Raw genomic sequence first — 19,299 nt, 5'->3', positions numbered from 1 at the left:
GGAAAGGGGGATTAATATGAAAAGGATTAAACTATTTGTAGTTTTATTAGCTTTAACTGTAATCGCTGCGGGATGTAGTAGTGCTGAAGGTGTTTACTCGGATAAAGGACAAGTATTTAGAAAAGTTATATCACAAGATATTTCTTCTTTGGATACTGCCTTAGCCACTGATACTGTATCGTTTGATATATATAACCAAGTGTATGAAGGTTTATATACATTAGATAAAAACGATAAAGCTCAACCAGGTGTTGCTAAAGAGATGCCAGAGAAAAGTAATGGTGGAAAGACATTGACTATTAAACTGCGTAAAGATGCTAAGTGGTCCAACGGTGACCCTGTTACAGCTCATGATTTTGAATATGCTTGGAAAAGAGTTGTTAATCCAGAAACAGCTGCTGAATATGCTTACATAATGTATGATATTAAAAATGCTGAAGACATTAATATGGGGAAAAAAGATGTTGATAAATTAGGGGTTACAGCTTTGAATGATCATACATTGAAAGTTGAATTAACAAAACCAATCCCATATATTAATGAAATGTTCGCCTTTGGAGCATTTATGCCACAAAATGAAAAAGTTGTGAAAAAGAATGGCGAGCAATATGCTACAACTGCAGATAAAACAGTCTTTAATGGTCCGTTTAAAGTTAAAGATTGGAAAGTTGAAGATAAAATTCAGTTAGTTAAAAATGAAAATTATTGGGACAAAGAAAAAGTTCAATTAGATCGTGTAAATTATAAAGTGTTAAAAGATCAGCAAGCAGGTGCATCACTTTATGACACTGGTTCTGTAGATGATACGACCATTACCGCTGACCAAGTAGATAAATATCAAGATAATCCAGGATTAAAAAAACGTTTATTGGCTAGCACGTTCTATATTAAAATGAATCAGGATAACGTACCAGAATTTAAAAATAAAGACTTGAGGTTAGCCATTGCACAATCTATCAATAAAGAGGGATATGTGAATTCAGTAAAAAATAATGGATCAGAAGCGACAGATGGATTTACTGCTAAATTAACGGCAGAAACACCAGATGGTAAAGACTTTGCTGAATCCATAGATTCACCACTGACTTATAATCCTAAAGCGGCCAAACAACATTTTGAAAAAGCAAAAAAAGATTTAGGTATTAAAAATTTAACATTTACGATGAATACTGAAGATACACCAGATGCAAAGGTTTCAGCTGAATATATTAAAGCACAGGTAGAAAGTACCTTGCCAGGTGTTACTTTGAAGATTAAACAATTACCATTTAAACAACGTTTAAATCAAGAGTCTTCTGAAACATTTGAAGCATCGTTATCAGGTTGGGGGCCAGATTATCCAGACCCATTGTCATTCTTAAATATTATGACTACAGGTAATTCGCAAAATAATACTGCATGGAGCAGCAAAAAGTATGACCAACTTATTAAAGATGCAAATGGTAAATTATTGAAAAAACCTGAAGAACGTAACGCAGCAATGAAAGAAGCAGAAGAATTGTTACTCAATGATGCGCCAGTAGCACCTGTTTATCAAAAAGGTGAAGCACACTTAACTAATCCTCAAGTTAAAGGGTTAATTTATCACCAAATCGGCGGCGATACATCGTTAAAAGAAGTGAAAATTGATAAATCAATTGACCGTGAAACAGGTGAAAAAAAATAAAATGAAGTAAAAGGTGAAAAAGAAGCCTGAGTACAATTTATTGAATTAATGAAAAACATCAGTTTCTATATCACGTTATAGAAATTGGCGTTTTCCTCATGACAAGAATTTTGGTTCATTTGTTGAACTATTATTATTCTCTAGCAGAGTTGACTTTGTACGTTAATTAATAATGTAGGCATTATTGATATATTCCAAGAAATTGTGGTGTTATTGAAAAATTCGTACACTTAACGATATTGTAATTTGGTTATATCAAGTGGAAAATTTGAGTGGAAATTACAGAAATGTTTCATTTGCAGGTTAATATAAATACCATAAAATTTATAGAAAAAAGGGCTAATCTATTTGATGTAGATTGGCCCTTTTTTGAATGAGATTTATGCAATCTTCACTATGATTTTATAAATTATCTTTTTCGGCCTAAGCCCATTGCTTTTTCCATTTTTTTCAACGTTTTAAATGAAGCTTTTTGAGCTTTATCTCTACCGTTATCTAAAATCGTATCTAATTCATCAGAGTTGAAATAGTATTCATATTTTTCTTGGAACTGAATTAAAAAGTCTTTCACAATTTCAGCTAAATCTGATTTAAATTCACCATAGTTAGAATCTTTATATTGTGTTTGGAGTTCATCAATCGTTTTGTCTGTTAAGCTTGAATAAATTGATAATAAATTTGAAATGCCAGGTTTATTGTCACGGTCAAATTTAATAATGCCATCTGAATCTGTTACTGCACTTTTTATTTTTTTGGCACCCACATTTGGTTCATCTAATAACGAAATATAATTTTTTTGGTTATCGTCACTTTTACTCATTTTCTTCGTTGGATCCTGTAAACTCATAACACGACCACCAACTTTTGGCATGCGTATTTCTGGTTTTACAAGTACATCATTGTAACGTGAATTGAATCGATCTACTAAATTTCTAGTTAATTCAATATGTTGTTTTTGATCGTCTCCAACAGGAACGATATTTGTGTTATAAATGACGATATCTGCTGCCATTAATGGCGGGTATGTAAGTAACCCAGCAGGTATACCTTCAGTTTGTTTTACTGCTTTATCTTTAAATTGTGTCATGCGTTCTAATTCACCAATCGATGAAATAGTTGTTAACATCCAGCTCGCTTGCACGTGCGCCGGCACCTCAGATTGTATAAATAATGTTGATTTTTCTGGGTCAATGCCTGATGCCAAATAAATTGCTGCTAGCTGTCTTGTTTGTTTACGTAGTTTTAATCGGTCTTGTGGAATTGTAATCGCGTGTTGATCCACGATGCAGAAGAAACAATCATAATCATCTTGGACTTCACCAAATTGCTTCAACGCACCAATATAGTTACCAAGCGTTGGAATACCGCTAGGTTGGATACCAGAAAATAAAGTTTCCATTTTTTGATGCCTACCTTTATAATAATTTAATTTGTATACTTTAGTAATAGTATAACAGTATTTCAATCATTTGTAAGTTATGTTAAACTGTATACATATCAATATTTCTAACTAAATTGATTGGGAATTAAGCTTATTTGAAATTTTTTAAAAAAATTAGAGAATTCTCATTTAATTTTAATGTTGATAGGGTATACTTTAATTGTAAGGTTAAGAGAGATAAAAATTACTTTAAAAATTCTTAATCATATAAAATTGAAATCTAATGAATTTATATTCATGAAAAATAGGAGAGTGAGATGTATGGTAACATTATTTACTTCACCAAGTTGCACATCTTGCCGTAAAGCGAAAGCATGGTTACAAGAACATGACATTCCGTATACGGAGCGTAACATTTTTTCAGAACACTTAACAATTGATGAAATCAAACAAATTTTAAAAATGACTGAAGATGGAACAGACGAAATCATATCTACTCGTTCTAAAACTTATCAAAAATTAAATGTAGATATTGATGCTTTACCACTTCAAGACTTATATTCAATTATCCAAGATAACCCAGGTTTATTAAGACGTCCAATTATCTTAGATGATAAACGTTTACAAGTTGGTTATAATGAAGACGAAATTAGACGTTTTTTACCTAGAAAAGTACGTACGTTCCAATTGCAAGAAGCGCAACGTATGGTTGATTAATGTATAGATAGAGCGATTGAGCCATAAAGTAACGTTATTGTGATGTTGCTTTGTGGTTTTGTTGTATTTACCGTAACAGATAAATATATACTTACGTCAAACAAATCGGTTATTCAATTGTGAATGATTATTGACTGAATTCAAACAGCACTCTAGAGAAAGTGCTGTTTTTTGGCCTTTTATAAGGGTATATGTTATTATAAGAGACCAAATAGAAAATAGTAAAAATTAATCAAACAAATTAATTGTAATTCTTACTACGTTCTAATACAATAATGATTACTATTCATCGACTGTAAGGAGTGAGATGATATGAGAATAGAGCGAGTTGACGACACTACCGTTAAACTATTTATAACATATAGTGATATAGAAGCAAGAGGCTTTAAACGTGAAGATTTATGGACTAATCGCAAACGTGGAGAAGAATTCTTTTGGAACATGATGGAAGAAATCAATGAAGAAGAAGATTTTGTTGTTGAAGGTCCTTTATGGATTCAAGTACATGCTTTTGAAAAAGGTGTGGAAGTAACGATTTCTAAATCTAAAAACGAAGATCTTATCAATATGTCTGATGAAGACAATGATCAATTAGATCATCAAGTTAATGATTTATTATCACAAACATTTGAGCAAGATGATAGTTTAGAGGATTTATTTGAACAACGTCAACAACAAAAAGAAACGCAACAAGATCAAGAACGCAACAAACGTAAACCACAGAATACGCGTACTGTTATAGTTAGATTTAATGACTTAGAAGAAGTAATTGATTATGCTTACCATAATAATCAAAGTGCAGATGAGTTTGAAGATTTATTATATAGTCTTAATAATGTATATTACTACGCTGTTCACTTTGATGAAACAGTTGGACAAGAAACAATTAACGATAGTTACAGTCAATTACTTGAGTTCGCATATCCTACTGATAAATCAGAAGTATATTTAAACGATTACGCAAAAATTATTATGAGTCATAACGTCGCTTCACAAGTACGTCGTTATTTTCCTGATACAACTGAATAATGATGATTAAAAACTAATATAAATTATTATCAATACTGATTATGATTTGATTAGTAATATTATTTAGATACTGAGCCATAAGTTAATTGTTAACTTATGGCTTTTTGTATTAATAATTTTTTCTTAAATAAAGGTATAGTAATTTGATGACTTTCTGCGTGTAATTATATGAGGTGACGAAATGTTATACGCAAACAATGATCAAAACCAGGCCGTGTGGGCAAAAAATGCAATAAAAAGTGAAAACTATCGTTGCCCATTTTGTAAAGGAAAAGTGTTATTAAAAAAGGGGGCATACTATACACCTCATTTTGCACATGTTCGTAATGATCGTTTATATTGCCATAAAAATGAATCGCAAGCACATTCTGATTTGAAATACCGCATTGCTCAACAGCTAAAAGATTTAAATCATAAAGTTAGCATTGAACCATATGTACCACAAAGTTACCAATATCCTGATTTAATTATAGATGATGAAATTGTATTCGAAATACAATTTTCAAAAGTAACGTTAGCGTGTATTTCAAGACGCAGTAAAGCTTTACAAAATGCCGGTTATAAAGTTTATTGGATAATAAAAGATGTAAAATATAATAAAAATAATAGCGTTGTATACTTATCAAAATACGAAAGAAATTTCATTAATATTTATAATAGATTGTTATTATCATGGGATACAACACATGAAATGCTTTTTGGTTATAAAGTGATTAATTTTATTGGTGGACAACAATTTATTGCGAAAAGGTATGATATACCATTAAAGCATTTAGTTAATCAAATTCAGTTAAAGGATGTTTATCATGCTGCAACACAAACGTTAAAACTATCAAATCGTGCTATAAAACATTATTTAAGTCTATGTCGTAAGACGCATTCAGTTTTAGAGCCAAGTTTAAGTGTGATGTATAATTTAAAGCTAACTGATGAATGGGTAGGTAAATATCTAGGGATCATTTATCCAGAACAAATGTATATTAAGTCGCATCCTGTGTATTGGCAATTACAACTTATATATATGTGGCAAATGAACACATTTAATATGACACATTTTAAACAACTGCTAGAATTAAACCAATTTTATAATAATGAAATAGATAAAACACAAATAAGTTATAGCATTGTTCAAAAATTCAAACAATTCTATTATAATCATGGGTGTTATAGCGTGCAAAAATGACTATGACGTGAGAAAATTATACTAATAGACTTTATAGGAGGTTTACTAGATATTATGACACAACAATTAACAAGAGAAGAGCAAGAACGTCAATATCCAGAATATACTTGGGATTTATCTACCATCTTTGAATCTGATAATGCTTTTGAGGATGCATTTAAAGATGTTGAAAATAATATAGGTAAAGAACAACAATATGTCGGTCATTTAGCTGATAGCTCATCGACTCTATTTAATGCATTAGCATTAGAAGATGAATTAGGTTCCAAGTTGGAAAAAGTATATGTGTATGCCCATTTAAAACAAGATCAAGATACGGCGAATGATAAATACACAGGTTATGAATCTAGAGCGCATCAATTAATTATAAAATTTAGCTCAGCATGGAGTTTTTTAGTACCTGAAATTCTACAAATAGATGAAGCAACGATTCAAAGTTTTATTGATGAAAATGATGATTTGAAACGTTATAAATTTGATTTAAAATTAATTAATGAAAAGAGACCGCATGTATTAAGTGCTGATAAAGAAAGATTATTGACAGAGGCGCAAGATGCATTGTCTACACCTGACAACGTGTATGGCATGTTTAGCAATGCAGACTTAGAATTTGAAGATGCAATAGATAGTGAAGGTCAACGACACGCTTTAACACAAGGGACATTCATAAAATGTCTGGAATCAGATGATCGCGTATTACGACAATCTGCATATGAAAATTTATATAAAGCATATGGTGCTTATAACAATACACTAAGCGCGACACTAGCTGGAGAAGTTAAGAAAAACGTCTTTAATGCTAGAACACATAATTATAAAACGGCAAGAGAAGCTGCTTTGAGTAATAATCACATTCCAGAAGCTGTTTATGATAATTTAGTGAAAACAGTTCATAAATACTTACCTTTACTGCATCGGTATACTAAATTACGCAAAGAACTATTAGACTTAGATGATATGAAAATGTATGATGTATATACACCACTTGTCAAAGACATTAAGTTTGAAATGCCTTATGAAGAGGCTAAAGATTGGATGTTGAAAGCATTACAACCAATGGGTGAAGAATATATGAAAGTTGTGGAAGAAGGTTTAAATCATCGATGGGTAGATGTCTTTGAAAATAAAGGTAAACGTTCTGGAGGATACTCATCAGGTGCTCACTTAACGAATCCATTTATATTACTGAATTGGTCAAATACAGTTTCTGATTTATATACCTTAGTACATGAATTTGGTCATTCAGCACATAGCTACTTTAGTCGTCAAAATCAACCATCTAATTTAAGTGATTACACTATATTCGTTGCAGAAGTCGCATCAACTTGTAATGAAGCATTATTAAGTGACTATATGGATAAACATTTAGATGACAAACGCAGATTACTACTATTAAACCAAGAACTTGAACGTTTCCGTGCAACGTTATTTAGACAAACAATGTTCGCAGAGTTTGAACATAAAATCCATCAAATAGAAGAAGCTGGAGAACCATTAACTGCTAACCGTATGAATGAAGAATATGCAGATCTCAATAGAAAATATTTTGGAGATGCTGTTGAAACAGATGAAAATATTAGTAAAGAATGGTCTAGAATACCACACTTTTATATGAATTATTATGTGTATCAATATGCAACCGGATACAGTGCAGCTCAAAGTTTAAGTCATCAAATTTTAACAGAAGGTAAACCGGCTGTTGAGCGATATATTAATGAATTCTTGAAAAAAGGTAGTTCAAATTATCCTATTGAAATCTTGAAAAATGCTGGTGTAGATATGACAACACCTGAACCAATTGAACAAGCTTGCCAAGTATTCGAACAAAAATTAGACGCTTTTGAAAAGTTAATGAAAGCTTAGTATGAATGTATTCGTTTACTATATGACAAGTTTGTGACAAAGGGTATTTATTTAATTTTAATGGTTGAAAGGTATATAACAGCGTGTTATATTATATACATGAAATTAATCACATAACAAACATACCCCTTTGTTTGAAGTGAAAAATTTCTCCCATCCCCTTTGTTTAGCGCCGTGTAATCAGACACGGCGTTTTTTTATATCCATTTTTAAATAACTAAGAGATGTATAAGAAATTGAATAACTATTCAGATATTTCAACATATAATTTGCATTGAATTTTATATAAAGTACTAATGTATATTGAAAATAATGTTTAGCAATTAGCAAATAAGAAAAAGTTGTAGAGATTCATTTTACAAAAAGCAATTGAAATATAATAACTAGAGGCAATAAAAAGCGCCAACTTCTTTAGTAATAATATAGAAGTTGGCATTTTCTTTGTTTTTATGAAATTTTGTATTATATGACGATTTGAAAATGCTTTGGGTACTAAATTTATATAAGTGCAACTTTGTTTCATCTTCCCGTAGTTAGTTAAGTGCGGAATAGGTGTTTTTTTGAGTTAAAATACATCATTTATCGAAAATTTGTAACGTGTCGATCGATGAGAATTTGAGCTAAGTGTGAGGTTATAGACTTAATTCATATTCTGTGTAAGTCAGTATAATCCCAATCGATAACTTGTAAAAAAGGACTAATTCATTTTGTTATGGATTAGTCCTTTGTCCAATGCTTCTTGGAAGTGAAAAGTAACTTTTTTCACAGCTTCTTTGATTGTTTGTTTCATTGATTTGAGACAAAATAGTCTCTGAATTAGTAATATTTTCAGTGTGATATTGGCAGTGATTTGGGCCGACTCCTGCGGGAAGCGCACTAGCCGAAGACTACAGGCTAAGGCAGTGCCAGCGGAAAGCGTGTACAAAAAAACTGCCAACAAAGTCGGAGACTTTGTCGACAGTCCTTTTTAACAATAAAATACATGCCACAGTATCTGTTTCAAATAAAATGAAACTTATAATTTTGAAAATAAAGCATATATTGTTGTGAATACTAGCAACATTTCAAACTTTTGACTTCCAAAATTTACCTTCTGGTGAGCTAAGTTTTTCTATTTTTTGCTGTAATGCTAATTTTTTCAGTTCTTTATTCAATAATTTTTCAGGCCATTCATAAATAGTCAGCAACTCTTCTTTGGTTACTAATTGTTGTTGATAAATGTAAGTTTCTAAACTTGGTGGAAGTTCTTTTTCAATTGGTGAACCAATAAGTTCATTTATGATATACGTATATATATGATAAGGGTATAAACCTTCAACTTTTAAACCTTCTTCATGTATATCTTCGTTAAAGAATACAAGGGAAGGTGCCTCTTCAATTTCCATTTCTCGAGCTATATGCAGGTCAACTTGTAAACTTTCTTTTAATGAACTCTTATGTAAGTCTTCTTTAAAGACTTCATAATCAAGTCCAGCATTACTAATACAATTATTGACCATCTCTTCAGTTATAATATCTCGTTTTGGTATTATTTCATTTTGTACAAGATGTATAAAGCGCTCAGCCCGTAATCGACCTTGGAGTTCAGCAGCTTTATAAGCAAGTGCGATATTATCTAAATTAGATGTACTTTGAGCTTGGCATTTTGTTAATACTCGTAAGGAAGGATTTAAAATATGTCTAATACTGATATATTGTTTATACTCAAGTCGTAATTTTGAAAGTATAGCAGACAATTTAAAGCACTCTTTACTGAATGGATCGAAAAAGGAATAAATTTCAATCTTACTCAAAGGTGAAAGATTTGCATCTTCACGACTATTAGCATTTATTAATTTTAATTCTTCAGCCATGTTTTTTCACCTACAATTAATTTTCGGAATTAACCATGTGATTCGCTGTTAAACGTAATCGTTCATATAAATAATCCCCGACGCCTGCAGGAAAATCTGCTTGTTGAATAGCTTTATACATATTTTCAAGCCATGCGTCACGTTCGTGCGTTGTTATTACAAATTCTAAATGTCTTTTTTTTAACATAGGATGACCATGTTCTTCTGTATACAGTTGAGGACCGCCTAAAAATTGTGTTAAGAACTGTTTTTGTTTTCTGCTTGTTTCTTCAAAATCTCCAGGAAACAAATGATTGATTCTATCATCACATTGTACCATATAATAAAAATGGTCAATCATTTTAAATAAGGCGTCTTGTCCGATAACCTCGTAAGGTGTTTGTGTCATAGTATCACCATATCCTATTAATATAATACTAATATAACATGAATTTTTACATTTGGAAGTAATTCGACTTCTTAATATTGCGCGCAATTAACTATTGCTTAATTTATGTTTGCGATTGAAAAATCTTTGGACTTTATTGTTTGGAATTTCATGATTGATATTGAATTGATGAAGGATTGATTTAAATTGAATTAATCCTTCATCATAATCATTTACTTCATATTCAAGTTCGAAGTCTTCAAAATCCAGATATTGATTTTTATCCAAGACAAGTAAATTACCATGAATTTCTTTTTCTAAACGTTCGGTAGTCAAAGCTCCTAATACGGTTAATGCATCAATATCTACATCCATTTTTAAGAGTTGGTTTAAAATATCTTGGGGCAGGTCCTGACTTTTGATGTGTTTGTTTAGTTTTGGTTTAACCTTTGTGTCGAAATTATACTCCATCAAGCCAATTTCAGCCGGTACTTTTAATGTCATTTCGTAAGTATCATCTTTAATACGAATTCTCAAAGCTGAGTGATGTGATTTTAAATCGAAATTTCGTGTATCGATGTAATAATTGGTCTGACTAAATGGTTTTGTATCTAAAAAATAAGTGTTGTATATTGCTTGGTAATTGTCTTTAGACAATAACTGTTTAAATTCAATTTCATTATTAGTTGCCACGCGTTACACTCCTTAAATACTTATGATAATTCATTTTAAAGTACTTGTGAGTTAATTTAAATTAGATTGCATTATACGCTAAAAATTATTATATTTACGTTAAGCCAATTGATGACATGATAATAGTCATGTAACGTGTTATGTACGTCATAATTATGTTAAAATGATGAAGAATAAGGAGGAACAAGCATGCGTATTTATGTGAATGAAATTAAAGTAACAGAAGATAGTTTAAAGTGTTATACAGAACAATCTACAGAAGGCTTACAAGAAGCAGGACAAATGCTTGTTGATAGTGATAATTATAGTTTTGCATATATCTTAGATGATGGCCAGTCATATTCATATTTGATTTTTGTTCAAGAAACCTGGTCTATGTTACATGAGAATAAAAATAAGAAGATTATCATTAATGATCAATTAGAACTAAAACAATTCGACAGAGAGTTTAATTATATATTAGAAAATATTCAAGGTAATTCAAACTATGGTAAGGAGTTTGTTTCTGTTGTGGAAGATACTTTCGAATTAGAGTGAAGCGGAGTGAAGCACAATGAATCAATGGGATCAGTTTTTATCTCCATATAGACAAGCAGTTGATGAATTAAAAGTTAAATTAAAAGGGCTTAGAAAACAGTATGACGTAGAAGATAATGCTTCACCAATTGAATTTGTGACGGGTCGTGTTAAACCTATGACTAGCATTATTGATAAAGCGAATAAAAGACAAATCTCATTTGATCGATTACACGAAGAAATGTACGATATCGCAGGTTTGAGATTAATGTGTCAATTCGTAGATGATATCGATATTGTGGTAAATCTCTTGAGACAACGTCAAGATTTTAAAGTAGTAGAAGAACGCGATTATATCAACAATACAAAACAAAGTGGATATCGTTCATATCATGTTATTATCGAATATCCAATTGAAACACTTGAGGGTGAAAAATCAATTTTAGCTGAAATCCAAATCCGGACATTAGCGATGAATTTTTGGGCAACAATCGAACATACATTACGTTATAAATACGACGGAGATTATCCGCCAGAAATCCAGCACCGACTAGAACGTGCGGCTGAAGCAGCGTTTTTACTTGATGAAGAAATGTCGGAAATTAAAGAAGAAATACAAGAAGCTCAAAAATACTATTCCAAAAAACGTGCTAAAAAGCATGATAATGACTAGGAGGTGTAATCATGCGCTATACAATTTTATCTAAAGGTGATTCAAAGTCTAACGCTTTAAAGCATAAGATGATTAATCACATGAAAGATTTTGAAATGGTTGAAGATACGGAAAATCCTGAAATAGTCATATCAGTTGGTGGAGATGGTACATTATTACAGGCTTTCCATCAGTATAGCCATATGTTATCACGGTGTGCATTTGTAGGGATACATACAGGACATTTAGGATTCTATGCAGATTGGTTGCCACATGAAGTGGAGAAATTAATTATTGAAATTAATAATTCAGAATTCCAAGTTATAGAATATCCTCTATTAGAAATCATTGTTCGTTATAACGATAATGGATATGAGACGAGATACTTGGCATTAAATGAAGCGACAATGAAAACTGAAAATGGCTCTACACTTGTTGTGGATGTGAATATAAGAGGGAACCAATTCGAACGTTTTAGAGGAGATGGACTGTGTGTATCAACACCATCAGGTTCCACTGCTTATAATAAGGCATTAGGTGGCGCATTGATACATCCTTCTTTGGAAGCAATGCAAATTGCAGAAATCGCTTCTATTAATAATAGAGTGTTCAGAACGGTTGGTTCACCATTAGTATTACCCAAACATCACACATGTCTGATTACACCAGTGAATCAAGATAAGATTTTAACGACCATAGACCATGTTAGTATAAAACATAAAAATGTTAATGCAATTCAATTTAGAGTGGCAAATGAAAAAATTAGATTTGCTAGATTTAGACCGTTTCCATTTTGGAAAAGGGTACATGATTCCTTTATTTCAAGCGGAGACGACGAATAATGCAATTTACGTATACAATTAGAGGCCCTCAAATGCTAAGAACCTTTTTACAGGAACAAGGGTATTCTAAGAATACAATTAGCGCCATTAAGCATAATGGCGCTTTAATTGTTAATGGACAAACAGAAACTGTGCGTAAACAATTACAGAAAGACGATATAGTAGAGGTACATTTAGCTCAAGAAACAGCAAGCCACAACTTGGTCCCGTTTGAGAAAACTTTAAATATTTTATATGAAGATGAATACTTATTAATTATTTCCAAAGAACCTTATCAAAATTGTGCACCATCAAGGGAACACAAACATTTTAGTTTAGCTGAACAAATTCTTGGTTATTTTAAACAATCACGACAAAACATAGTCCCACATATTGTCACTAGGATTGATCGAAACACTTCAGGTATTGTTGTGGTTGCAAAACATGGTTTTCTACATCATCTTATGTCAAACATACACATTGATAAAACGTATTTATGTGTATGCTTTGGTGAAATGGAAGAACAAGGAATTATAGATGCACCTATTGCTAGGGATCCTTCTAGTATTATTACAAGACAAGTCAATTCACATGGCAAACAAGCAATAACTAAATATAGGCGTTTAGACCATGTCAGTAATTACAGTTTATGTGAAATTGCTTTATTAACAGGTCGGACACATCAAATCCGCGTTCATTTTCAATATATAGGACATCCTATTGTGGGTGATGATTTATATGGAGGCGGACACTCGAGCTATAAACATCAGTTATTACGATGTTTTAAAATATCTTTTATGCATCCAATCTATGATAAAAAAATTGAAATACAGGATAGATATGATGCAATAGAAAATATATTTAATATGATATAATTTGAGTAACTATGGAGGTGGGACTTTTGGCAAATGAAAAAGATCAAATCGTTTTAGAAGATGAGCAAGTATATGATCAAGAAATGTTAGATAAACTACTTCATGAAAATCATATAGGTGAATTTAGAGAAGAATTCTTAGCGATGCACACATACGAACAAAGTGAATACTTTGAAGACAGCGATGAAGATATTAGACAAAAAATGTTTGAAGTATTGTCCCCTGAAGAAGTAGCGGATTTCTTCGAACAATTAGAAATTGATGAAGAAGAGTATGAAGCGCTATTCGATACCATGGATGCTACATATGCTAGCAAAGTGTTAGAAAATATGTCATACGATAATGCAGTTGACATTATGAATCAATTATCTAAGCAGAAAATTGTTAGCTTGCTGACACTAATGAACCGTGAAGATGCAAAAGAAATTAAAGCATTACTACATTACGAAGAAGATACCGCCGGTGGTATCATGACGACGGAATATATTTCTTTAAAATCAACAATGCCTGTAAAAGAAGCATTAATGCAAGTTAAAGAGCAAGCGCCAGATGCTGAGACAATTTATGTCATATTTGCTGTGAATGAGCATAAACAATTAGCCGGGGTTTTATCACTAAGAGATTTAATCGTAGCAGAAAATGATGCTTATATAGAAGACATAATGAGCGAACGTGTGATTAGTGCTAACGCTGCTGATGACCAAGAAGACGTAGCGCAAAAAATGCGTGATTATGATTTTATCGCTATGCCAGTTGTCGATTATCAAGACCATTTATTAGGTATTATAACAATCGATGATATCTTAGATGTTATGGATGAAGAAGCGAGCGAGGACTACTCTCGTTTAGCCGGGGTATCTGATGTTGATGCAACAAATGATTCTGTCATTAAAACTGCTAAGAAACGTTTGCCATGGCTAATTATTTTAACGTTTTTAGGAATGATTACAGCGACGATACTTGGATCATTTGAGGATACATTAGCACAAGTATCGTTGCTGGCAGCATTTATTCCAATTATCAGTGGTATGTCTGGTAACTCTGGCACACAATCACTTGCCGTATCAGTACGTAATATTTCAACTGGTGAAATTGATGAACAAAGTAATTTCAAAGTCGCATTGAGAGAAGCGGGCAGTGGCTTTTTAAGTGGATTGATTTGTGCTATATTGTTATTTATTATTATACTGGTGCTTTATGGTCAACCAATTTTAGCTACGATCGTAGCGAGCAGTTTAACGATTGCTATGACAGTAGGTACGTTAGTGGGATCAATGATTCCATTAGTTATGAATAAATTAAATATTGACCCTGCAGTTGCAAGTGGTCCATTTATAACTACGATCAATGATATTGTGAGTATGTTGATTTACTTTGGATTAGCAACTTCATTCATGTCTTACTTATTATAGGGGGTTACATGGAATTTTTATCACTTGTTGTCGTTGTAATGGCAGCGTTCCTTACACCGATACTAATCAATAGATTACGAATTACATTCTTACCTGTTGTTGTAGCAGAAATACTAATGGGTATTCTCATAGGACACTCTTTTTTAAACATAGTAGAGCGTGATGCTATGTTAAATATTTTGTCTACATTAGGTTTTATCTTCTTAATGTTTTTAAGTGGTTTAGAAATTGATTTTAAAGCATTTAAAAAAGATAAAGGATCGTCTGGAGATAAGGATAAAAGTAAAGAACCAGGCCACCTGCAATTAGCACTTACTGTATTTTTATTTATTATGATAATTTCAATTGTATTTGCTTATGCATTTAAGTGGTTTGGCTTAATTGATGATGTCTTATTAATGATTATTATCATTTCTACGATTTCATTAGGTGTTGTTGTACCGACACTAAAAGAAATGAATATTATGCGTACTACAATCGGACAATTCATATTATTAGTAGCAGTATTAGCTGACTTAGTGACAATGATATTGTTAACTGCATATGGCACACTACATGCTTCTGGTGGTGCATCACTATGGTTAATAGGCAGTTTAGTAGTATTTGCGCTTGTTTTTTATTTCTTAGGTGGCATATTTAAGAAAGCACAATTTTTACAGAAATTGATGGATGGTACCACACAGATAGGTATACGTGCTGTATTTGCATTAATCATTATGCTGGTTGCCTTAGCAGAAGGCGTTGGTGCAGAAAATATTCTAGGCGCTTTCCTAGCAGGTGTGATTGTTTCTTTATTAGGCCCAGATGAGGATATGGTGGAGAAATTAGATTCTTTTGGTTATGGTTTCTTTATACCAATATTCTTTATCATGGTTGGTGTAGATTTAAATATACCAATGTTAATAAAAGAACCTTCGTTACTACTTATTATTCCATTTTTAATACTCGCATTTGTAGTATCTAAATTAATACCAGTGTTTTACGTACGTCGATGGTTTGATATGAAAACGACAATATCTTCAGCATTCCTGTTAACATCTACTTTATCATTGGTCATTGCTTCTGCAAAAATTGCTGAAAAACTTGGAACAATATCATCGGAAATATCAGGTATTTTAATTTTAAGTGCAGTCATTACATGTGTCTTTGTACCTATCATATTTAAAAAAATGTTCCCAATGCCAGATGAGGCTACAAGACAAATTGAAGTGAGTTTAATAGGAAAAAATCAATTAACCATTCCTATTGCTCAGAATTTAACATCACAACTTTACCAAGTTTCACTTTATTATAGAAATGATTTAAGTGATAAACGTAAATTATCAGATGCGATTTCGATGATTGAAATTGCAGATTACGAAGAACCGTTATTAGATCGTCTAGGTTTATTTGAAAGAGATATCGTTGTTTGTTCTACAAATGATGATGATATTAATAGAAAAGTGGCGCTAATGGCTAAAAGACATGGTGTTAATCGAGTTATTTGTAGATTAGAGGCGAGTACGGGTGATGAAGGTCTACAAAGTGAAGGCATTGAAGTATTTAGTGGTTTTATGAGTAATAAAATACTCTTGAAAGGTTTAATAGAAACGCCCAATATGCTAAATCTTTTAAGTAATGTGGAAACATCGTTGTATGAAATTGCAATGTTAAATCATAAATATGATCAAATTCAATTACGTAATTTCCCGTTTGACGGTGATATTATATTTGTGAGAATCATTCGAAATAATGAATCAATCGTACCTCATGGTGATACACAATTACGCTATAAAGACCGTGTTATTGTAACGGGTTCTAAAGAATATGTTGATGAATTAAAACGTGAATTAGAGTTTTATTATTAACATCCATGTCTGGGATATGATTTATGTCTCAGACTGATGTAGGAATAGGCAGTAAATGAATTTCTGAAAGCTATTTTGAGTTGTTAATATTTATTTAATGAGTGAAGTATTGGTAAGCATTTTAACTTTGTAACCTATAAAAAATGATAAATTCGTATATAGAATGTAATATGAATTGTTTAAACAATGAAACCAATGTTAAAATAAAGTTTGTTAGAATTGGCATCGAGCAAAGTGATAGGAATACGATTATAACTTCTCGAACCAGTTTAAAATGAAAATTTAAAAAAGGAGTTATTTTCATGTTAAATTTAGAAAATAAAACATTCGTCATTATGGGTATTGCTAATAAACGTAGTATCGGTTTTGGTGTGGCTAAAGTATTAGACAAATTAGGTGCAAATTTAGTTTTTACATATCGTAAAGATCGTAGTAAAAAAGAAATGGAAAAACTTGTAGAACAATTAGATCAACAAACAATTAGAATGTATCAAATAGATGTACAAAAAGACGAAGATGTTATCAATGGTTTCGCAAAAATTGGAGAAGAAGTAGGTAACATTGACGGTGTTTATCATTCGATTGCTTTTGCTAATATGGAAGATTTAAGAGGCCGTTTTTCAGATACATCTCGTGATGGTTTCTTATTGGCACAAGATATTAGTTCATATTCATTGACAATTGTTGCTAGAGAAGCAAAAAAAATTATGCCTGAAGGTGGTAGTATCGTTGCTACAACTTATTTAGGTGGCGAATATGCTGTACAAAACTACAATGTAATGGGCGTAGCTAAAGCTAGTTTAGAAGCAAATGTACGTTATTTAGCATTAGATTTAGGTGAAGATAATATCCGTGTCAATGCGATTTCAGCTGGTCCAATTCGCACACTAAGCGCTAAAGGTGTTGGTGGTTTTAACACAATCATGAAAGAAATTGAAGAACGTGCGCCATTAAAACGTAATGTAGACCAAGAAGAAGTAGGTAAAACTGCAGCGTACTTATTAAGTGATTTATCAAGTGGTGTTACAGGCGAAAATATCCATGTAGATAGTGGTTATCACATCGTTAAATAATTTATGACTTAAAACATAATTGAAGATTTATATATTAAAAAAGACTATTCGTTTCAACGACAGAAACGAATAGTCTTTTTGTTTTATAACGTTATTTTATTCCTTGACATCACTATTTGCTTTAGCAATGATATCTTGTCTATATCGAAAGACATTTCTGACAACTGTTTTAATTACAGCATATAATGGAACAGCTATTAAGATTAAACCGAAACCACCAAGGTTACCTGCAGCTAATATCACTACTATAATTGTTAAAGGATGAATATTAAGTGATTTACCCATTACGTTCGGTGTGATTACATTGCCTTCCAATTGTTGTGCAATCAGCGTGATAATACATACCCATATAAATGTTGAAGGGCTTTGAATAATCGCAATGACTGCAGCAGGTGCAAATGCCATCCAAGGACCTAAGAACGGTATCATATTTGCAACACAAGCAAACATAACGAGCAATAGTGTGTAGTTAAGCCCTACAATTGAATAACCAATGTATAAGATTATTCCAAGAATGATACTTACTGTTACTTGGCCTTGAATATAAGATTTAACAGTTTCATTTAAATCTTTTAATAATTCTACAGTAAAAACTTTTCTATCTCCTTTAAACAATCTTGCAATGAAAGGGATGAAACGCTCGTGATCTTTTAACATATAGATTAAAAAGAACGGAACCATTATCAATAAGAAAAGCGTTGAAATAAATGATGTTAAGTATCCTAAAGAGTTAGATAAAATATCAGCAGTACTGTCGCTAATAGATTGTACCATTTTATTAATTCTATCAGTTACATCATTCGGCAATCTTTCCATTTGATCTAGTGCAAAATTGATGATGTTCTGCACTTCATGTTGTAATGCAGGTATTTGATGTACTAAGTTTTCAATTTGTTCTGCAATTAACGGAGCTAACACACCAATAACGATACTAATAATAATAATTAAGCCTATGAAGATTATAGTAATGCTGCCCCAACGTGGCACATGATTTTTTTCAAGTATTTTTTGAAAAGGCAAACAAATATAAAATAAAAAGCCACTTAATAATAATGGCAACAATACTGATTGAAGGATAATAATAAATGGTGTGAAAATACTATGTACTTCCATAATCAGTTTGATTAGTAAAAACAGGATTAATAAAGCGATACCTGTTCTAAACCATACTTTGTTAAGCATAGAACGGTTCCTCCTATAAAACTTTATTTTAATTTATAATTCAGTATATCTTAAAAAAAGATAGAACAAAAGATAAATTTGTGAAACTTTGTACTTAATGTGCATGTGAAGATTGATTACAATTTCAGAGTGATAACAAAGGGGAAACAGTAATGCGTAGTGCATTATA

The 19,299-nt window shown here is 31.7% G+C and carries 17 protein-coding genes; 12 read left to right on the top strand and 5 right to left on the bottom strand.

The window, feature by feature from the left end:
• The first annotated feature begins 16 nt into the window (after positions 1 to 16).
• Entirely contained in the window at positions 17 to 1,666 is a 1,650-nt protein-coding gene (locus KA856_RS09530; RefSeq protein ID WP_107384877.1) for a peptide ABC transporter substrate-binding protein, read from the top strand.
• A gap of 409 nt (positions 1,667 to 2,075) precedes the next feature.
• On the opposite strand, the gene trpS is transcribed toward KA856_RS09530, so the two are convergent.
• Entirely contained in the window at positions 2,076 to 3,065 is a 990-nt protein-coding gene (trpS, locus tag KA856_RS09525) for a tryptophan--tRNA ligase (RefSeq protein ID WP_107384876.1), read from the bottom strand.
• 303 nt (positions 3,066 to 3,368) lie between these two features.
• Here trpS and spxA point away from each other — a divergent pair, with 303 nt between their 5' ends.
• The 4 genes from spxA (at position 3,369) to pepF (ending at position 7,839) form a co-directional block, all read left to right on the top strand.
• Complete coding sequence (gene spxA, locus KA856_RS09520) at positions 3,369 to 3,764, top strand: transcriptional regulator SpxA (RefSeq protein ID WP_040030144.1); 396 nt, start codon at positions 3,369 to 3,371, stop codon at positions 3,762 to 3,764.
• A gap of 312 nt (positions 3,765 to 4,076) precedes the next feature.
• The gene (mecA, locus tag KA856_RS09515; RefSeq protein ID WP_107384675.1) at positions 4,077 to 4,793 is read left to right on the top strand and encodes an adaptor protein MecA; all 717 of its coding nucleotides are present in this window, start codon (positions 4,077 to 4,079) and stop codon (positions 4,791 to 4,793) included.
• Between the two features lie 181 nt (positions 4,794 to 4,974).
• A complete protein-coding gene (locus KA856_RS09510) occupies positions 4,975 to 5,976 on the top strand; it encodes a competence protein CoiA (RefSeq protein WP_107386401.1) in 1,002 nt (333 codons plus the stop codon).
• 54 nt (positions 5,977 to 6,030) lie between these two features.
• The gene (gene pepF, locus KA856_RS09505) at positions 6,031 to 7,839 is read left to right on the top strand and encodes an oligoendopeptidase F (protein ID WP_107386402.1); all 1,809 of its coding nucleotides are present in this window, start codon (positions 6,031 to 6,033) and stop codon (positions 7,837 to 7,839) included.
• A gap of 1,064 nt (positions 7,840 to 8,903) precedes the next feature.
• Here pepF and yjbH read toward each other — a convergent pair.
• The 3 genes from yjbH to KA856_RS09490 form a co-directional block, all read right to left on the bottom strand.
• Positions 8,904 to 9,692, bottom strand: a complete 789-nt coding sequence (gene yjbH, locus KA856_RS09500; protein ID WP_019469066.1) for a protease adaptor protein YjbH — start codon at positions 9,690 to 9,692, stop codon at positions 8,904 to 8,906.
• Positions 9,693 to 9,708: 16 nt separating this feature from the next.
• The gene (locus KA856_RS09495; RefSeq protein WP_210138652.1) at positions 9,709 to 10,080 is read right to left on the bottom strand and encodes a globin domain-containing protein; all 372 of its coding nucleotides are present in this window, start codon (positions 10,078 to 10,080) and stop codon (positions 9,709 to 9,711) included.
• An 87-nt stretch (positions 10,081 to 10,167) separates the two neighbouring features.
• Positions 10,168 to 10,752, bottom strand: a complete 585-nt coding sequence (locus KA856_RS09490; RefSeq protein ID WP_107517876.1) for a CYTH domain-containing protein — start codon at positions 10,750 to 10,752, stop codon at positions 10,168 to 10,170.
• Between the two features lie 189 nt (positions 10,753 to 10,941).
• Between KA856_RS09490 and KA856_RS09485 the strand changes: the two genes are divergently transcribed.
• From KA856_RS09485 to fabI, 7 genes are all read left to right on the top strand, one after another.
• Positions 10,942 to 11,289 carry a UPF0738 family protein gene (locus tag KA856_RS09485; RefSeq protein ID WP_107384680.1) on the top strand — a complete coding sequence of 116 codons (348 nt, stop codon included), beginning with the start codon at positions 10,942 to 10,944 and terminating at the stop codon, positions 11,287 to 11,289.
• 16 nt (positions 11,290 to 11,305) lie between these two features.
• The gene (yjbM, locus tag KA856_RS09480; protein WP_107384681.1) at positions 11,306 to 11,941 is read left to right on the top strand and encodes a GTP diphosphokinase; all 636 of its coding nucleotides are present in this window, start codon (positions 11,306 to 11,308) and stop codon (positions 11,939 to 11,941) included.
• A gap of 11 nt (positions 11,942 to 11,952) precedes the next feature.
• Positions 11,953 to 12,762 (top strand): NAD kinase, encoded by an 810-nt coding sequence (locus KA856_RS09475; protein ID WP_107384682.1) that lies wholly within the window; start codon positions 11,953 to 11,955, stop codon positions 12,760 to 12,762.
• Complete coding sequence (locus tag KA856_RS09470; protein ID WP_210129398.1) at positions 12,762 to 13,616, top strand: RluA family pseudouridine synthase; 855 nt, start codon at positions 12,762 to 12,764, stop codon at positions 13,614 to 13,616. The genes KA856_RS09475 and KA856_RS09470 overlap by 1 nt, the downstream gene beginning before the upstream one ends.
• Positions 13,617 to 13,699: 83 nt before the next feature.
• Positions 13,700 to 15,028, top strand: coding sequence for a magnesium transporter (gene mgtE / locus KA856_RS09465; RefSeq protein ID WP_394859557.1), 1,329 nt, complete (start codon positions 13,700 to 13,702; stop codon positions 15,026 to 15,028).
• Positions 15,029 to 15,036: 8 nt separating this feature from the next.
• Positions 15,037 to 16,875: a monovalent cation:proton antiporter family protein gene (locus KA856_RS09460; protein ID WP_107384685.1), complete on the top strand. Its 1,839-nt coding sequence runs from the start codon at positions 15,037 to 15,039 to the stop codon at positions 16,873 to 16,875.
• A 302-nt stretch (positions 16,876 to 17,177) separates the two neighbouring features.
• A complete protein-coding gene (fabI, locus tag KA856_RS09455; protein ID WP_107384686.1) occupies positions 17,178 to 17,948 on the top strand; it encodes an enoyl-ACP reductase FabI in 771 nt (256 codons plus the stop codon).
• 96 nt (positions 17,949 to 18,044) lie between these two features.
• Here the strand turns inward: fabI and cozEa are convergent, their stop codons facing one another.
• The gene (gene cozEa, locus KA856_RS09450) at positions 18,045 to 19,130 is read right to left on the bottom strand and encodes a lipoteichoic acid biosynthesis protein CozEa (RefSeq protein WP_107384687.1); all 1,086 of its coding nucleotides are present in this window, start codon (positions 19,128 to 19,130) and stop codon (positions 18,045 to 18,047) included.
• Positions 19,131 to 19,299 lie beyond the last annotated feature (169 nt).

Origin of the sequence: Staphylococcus sp. GDB9P120P (assembly GCF_017893435.1) — a bacterium.
Lineage (GTDB): Bacteria > Bacillota > Bacilli > Staphylococcales > Staphylococcaceae > Staphylococcus > Staphylococcus cohnii.
This window is presented reverse-complemented; position numbering and strand designations above follow the sequence as displayed.

Excerpts from the sequence above, each read along its gene's own strand:
- KA856_RS09485 (WP_107384680.1), top strand. The coding sequence starts at position 10,942 with ATGCGTATTTATGTGAATGAAATTAAAGTAACAGAAGATAGTTTAAAG.
- fabI (WP_107384686.1), top strand. The coding sequence starts at position 17,178 with ATGTTAAATTTAGAAAATAAAACATTCGTCATTATGGGTATTGCTAAT.
- KA856_RS09510 (WP_107386401.1), top strand. The coding sequence starts at position 4,975 with ATGTTATACGCAAACAATGATCAAAACCAGGCCGTGTGGGCAAAAAAT.
- mgtE (WP_394859557.1), top strand. The coding sequence starts at position 13,700 with ATGTTAGATAAACTACTTCATGAAAATCATATAGGTGAATTTAGAGAA.
- KA856_RS09530 (WP_107384877.1), top strand. The coding sequence starts at position 17 with ATGAAAAGGATTAAACTATTTGTAGTTTTATTAGCTTTAACTGTAATC.
- cozEa (WP_107384687.1), bottom strand. The coding sequence starts at position 19,130 with ATGCTTAACAAAGTATGGTTTAGAACAGGTATCGCTTTATTAATCCTG.
- yjbH (WP_019469066.1), bottom strand. The coding sequence starts at position 9,692 with ATGGCTGAAGAATTAAAATTAATAAATGCTAATAGTCGTGAAGATGCA.
- KA856_RS09470 (WP_210129398.1), top strand. The coding sequence starts at position 12,762 with ATGCAATTTACGTATACAATTAGAGGCCCTCAAATGCTAAGAACCTTT.
- spxA (WP_040030144.1), top strand. The coding sequence starts at position 3,369 with ATGGTAACATTATTTACTTCACCAAGTTGCACATCTTGCCGTAAAGCG.
- trpS (WP_107384876.1), bottom strand. The coding sequence starts at position 3,065 with ATGGAAACTTTATTTTCTGGTATCCAACCTAGCGGTATTCCAACGCTT.
- yjbM (WP_107384681.1), top strand. The coding sequence starts at position 11,306 with ATGAATCAATGGGATCAGTTTTTATCTCCATATAGACAAGCAGTTGAT.
- pepF (WP_107386402.1), top strand. The coding sequence starts at position 6,031 with ATGACACAACAATTAACAAGAGAAGAGCAAGAACGTCAATATCCAGAA.
- KA856_RS09475 (WP_107384682.1), top strand. The coding sequence starts at position 11,953 with ATGCGCTATACAATTTTATCTAAAGGTGATTCAAAGTCTAACGCTTTA.
- KA856_RS09495 (WP_210138652.1), bottom strand. The coding sequence starts at position 10,080 with ATGACACAAACACCTTACGAGGTTATCGGACAAGACGCCTTATTTAAA.
- KA856_RS09460 (WP_107384685.1), top strand. The coding sequence starts at position 15,037 with ATGGAATTTTTATCACTTGTTGTCGTTGTAATGGCAGCGTTCCTTACA.
- mecA (WP_107384675.1), top strand. The coding sequence starts at position 4,077 with ATGAGAATAGAGCGAGTTGACGACACTACCGTTAAACTATTTATAACA.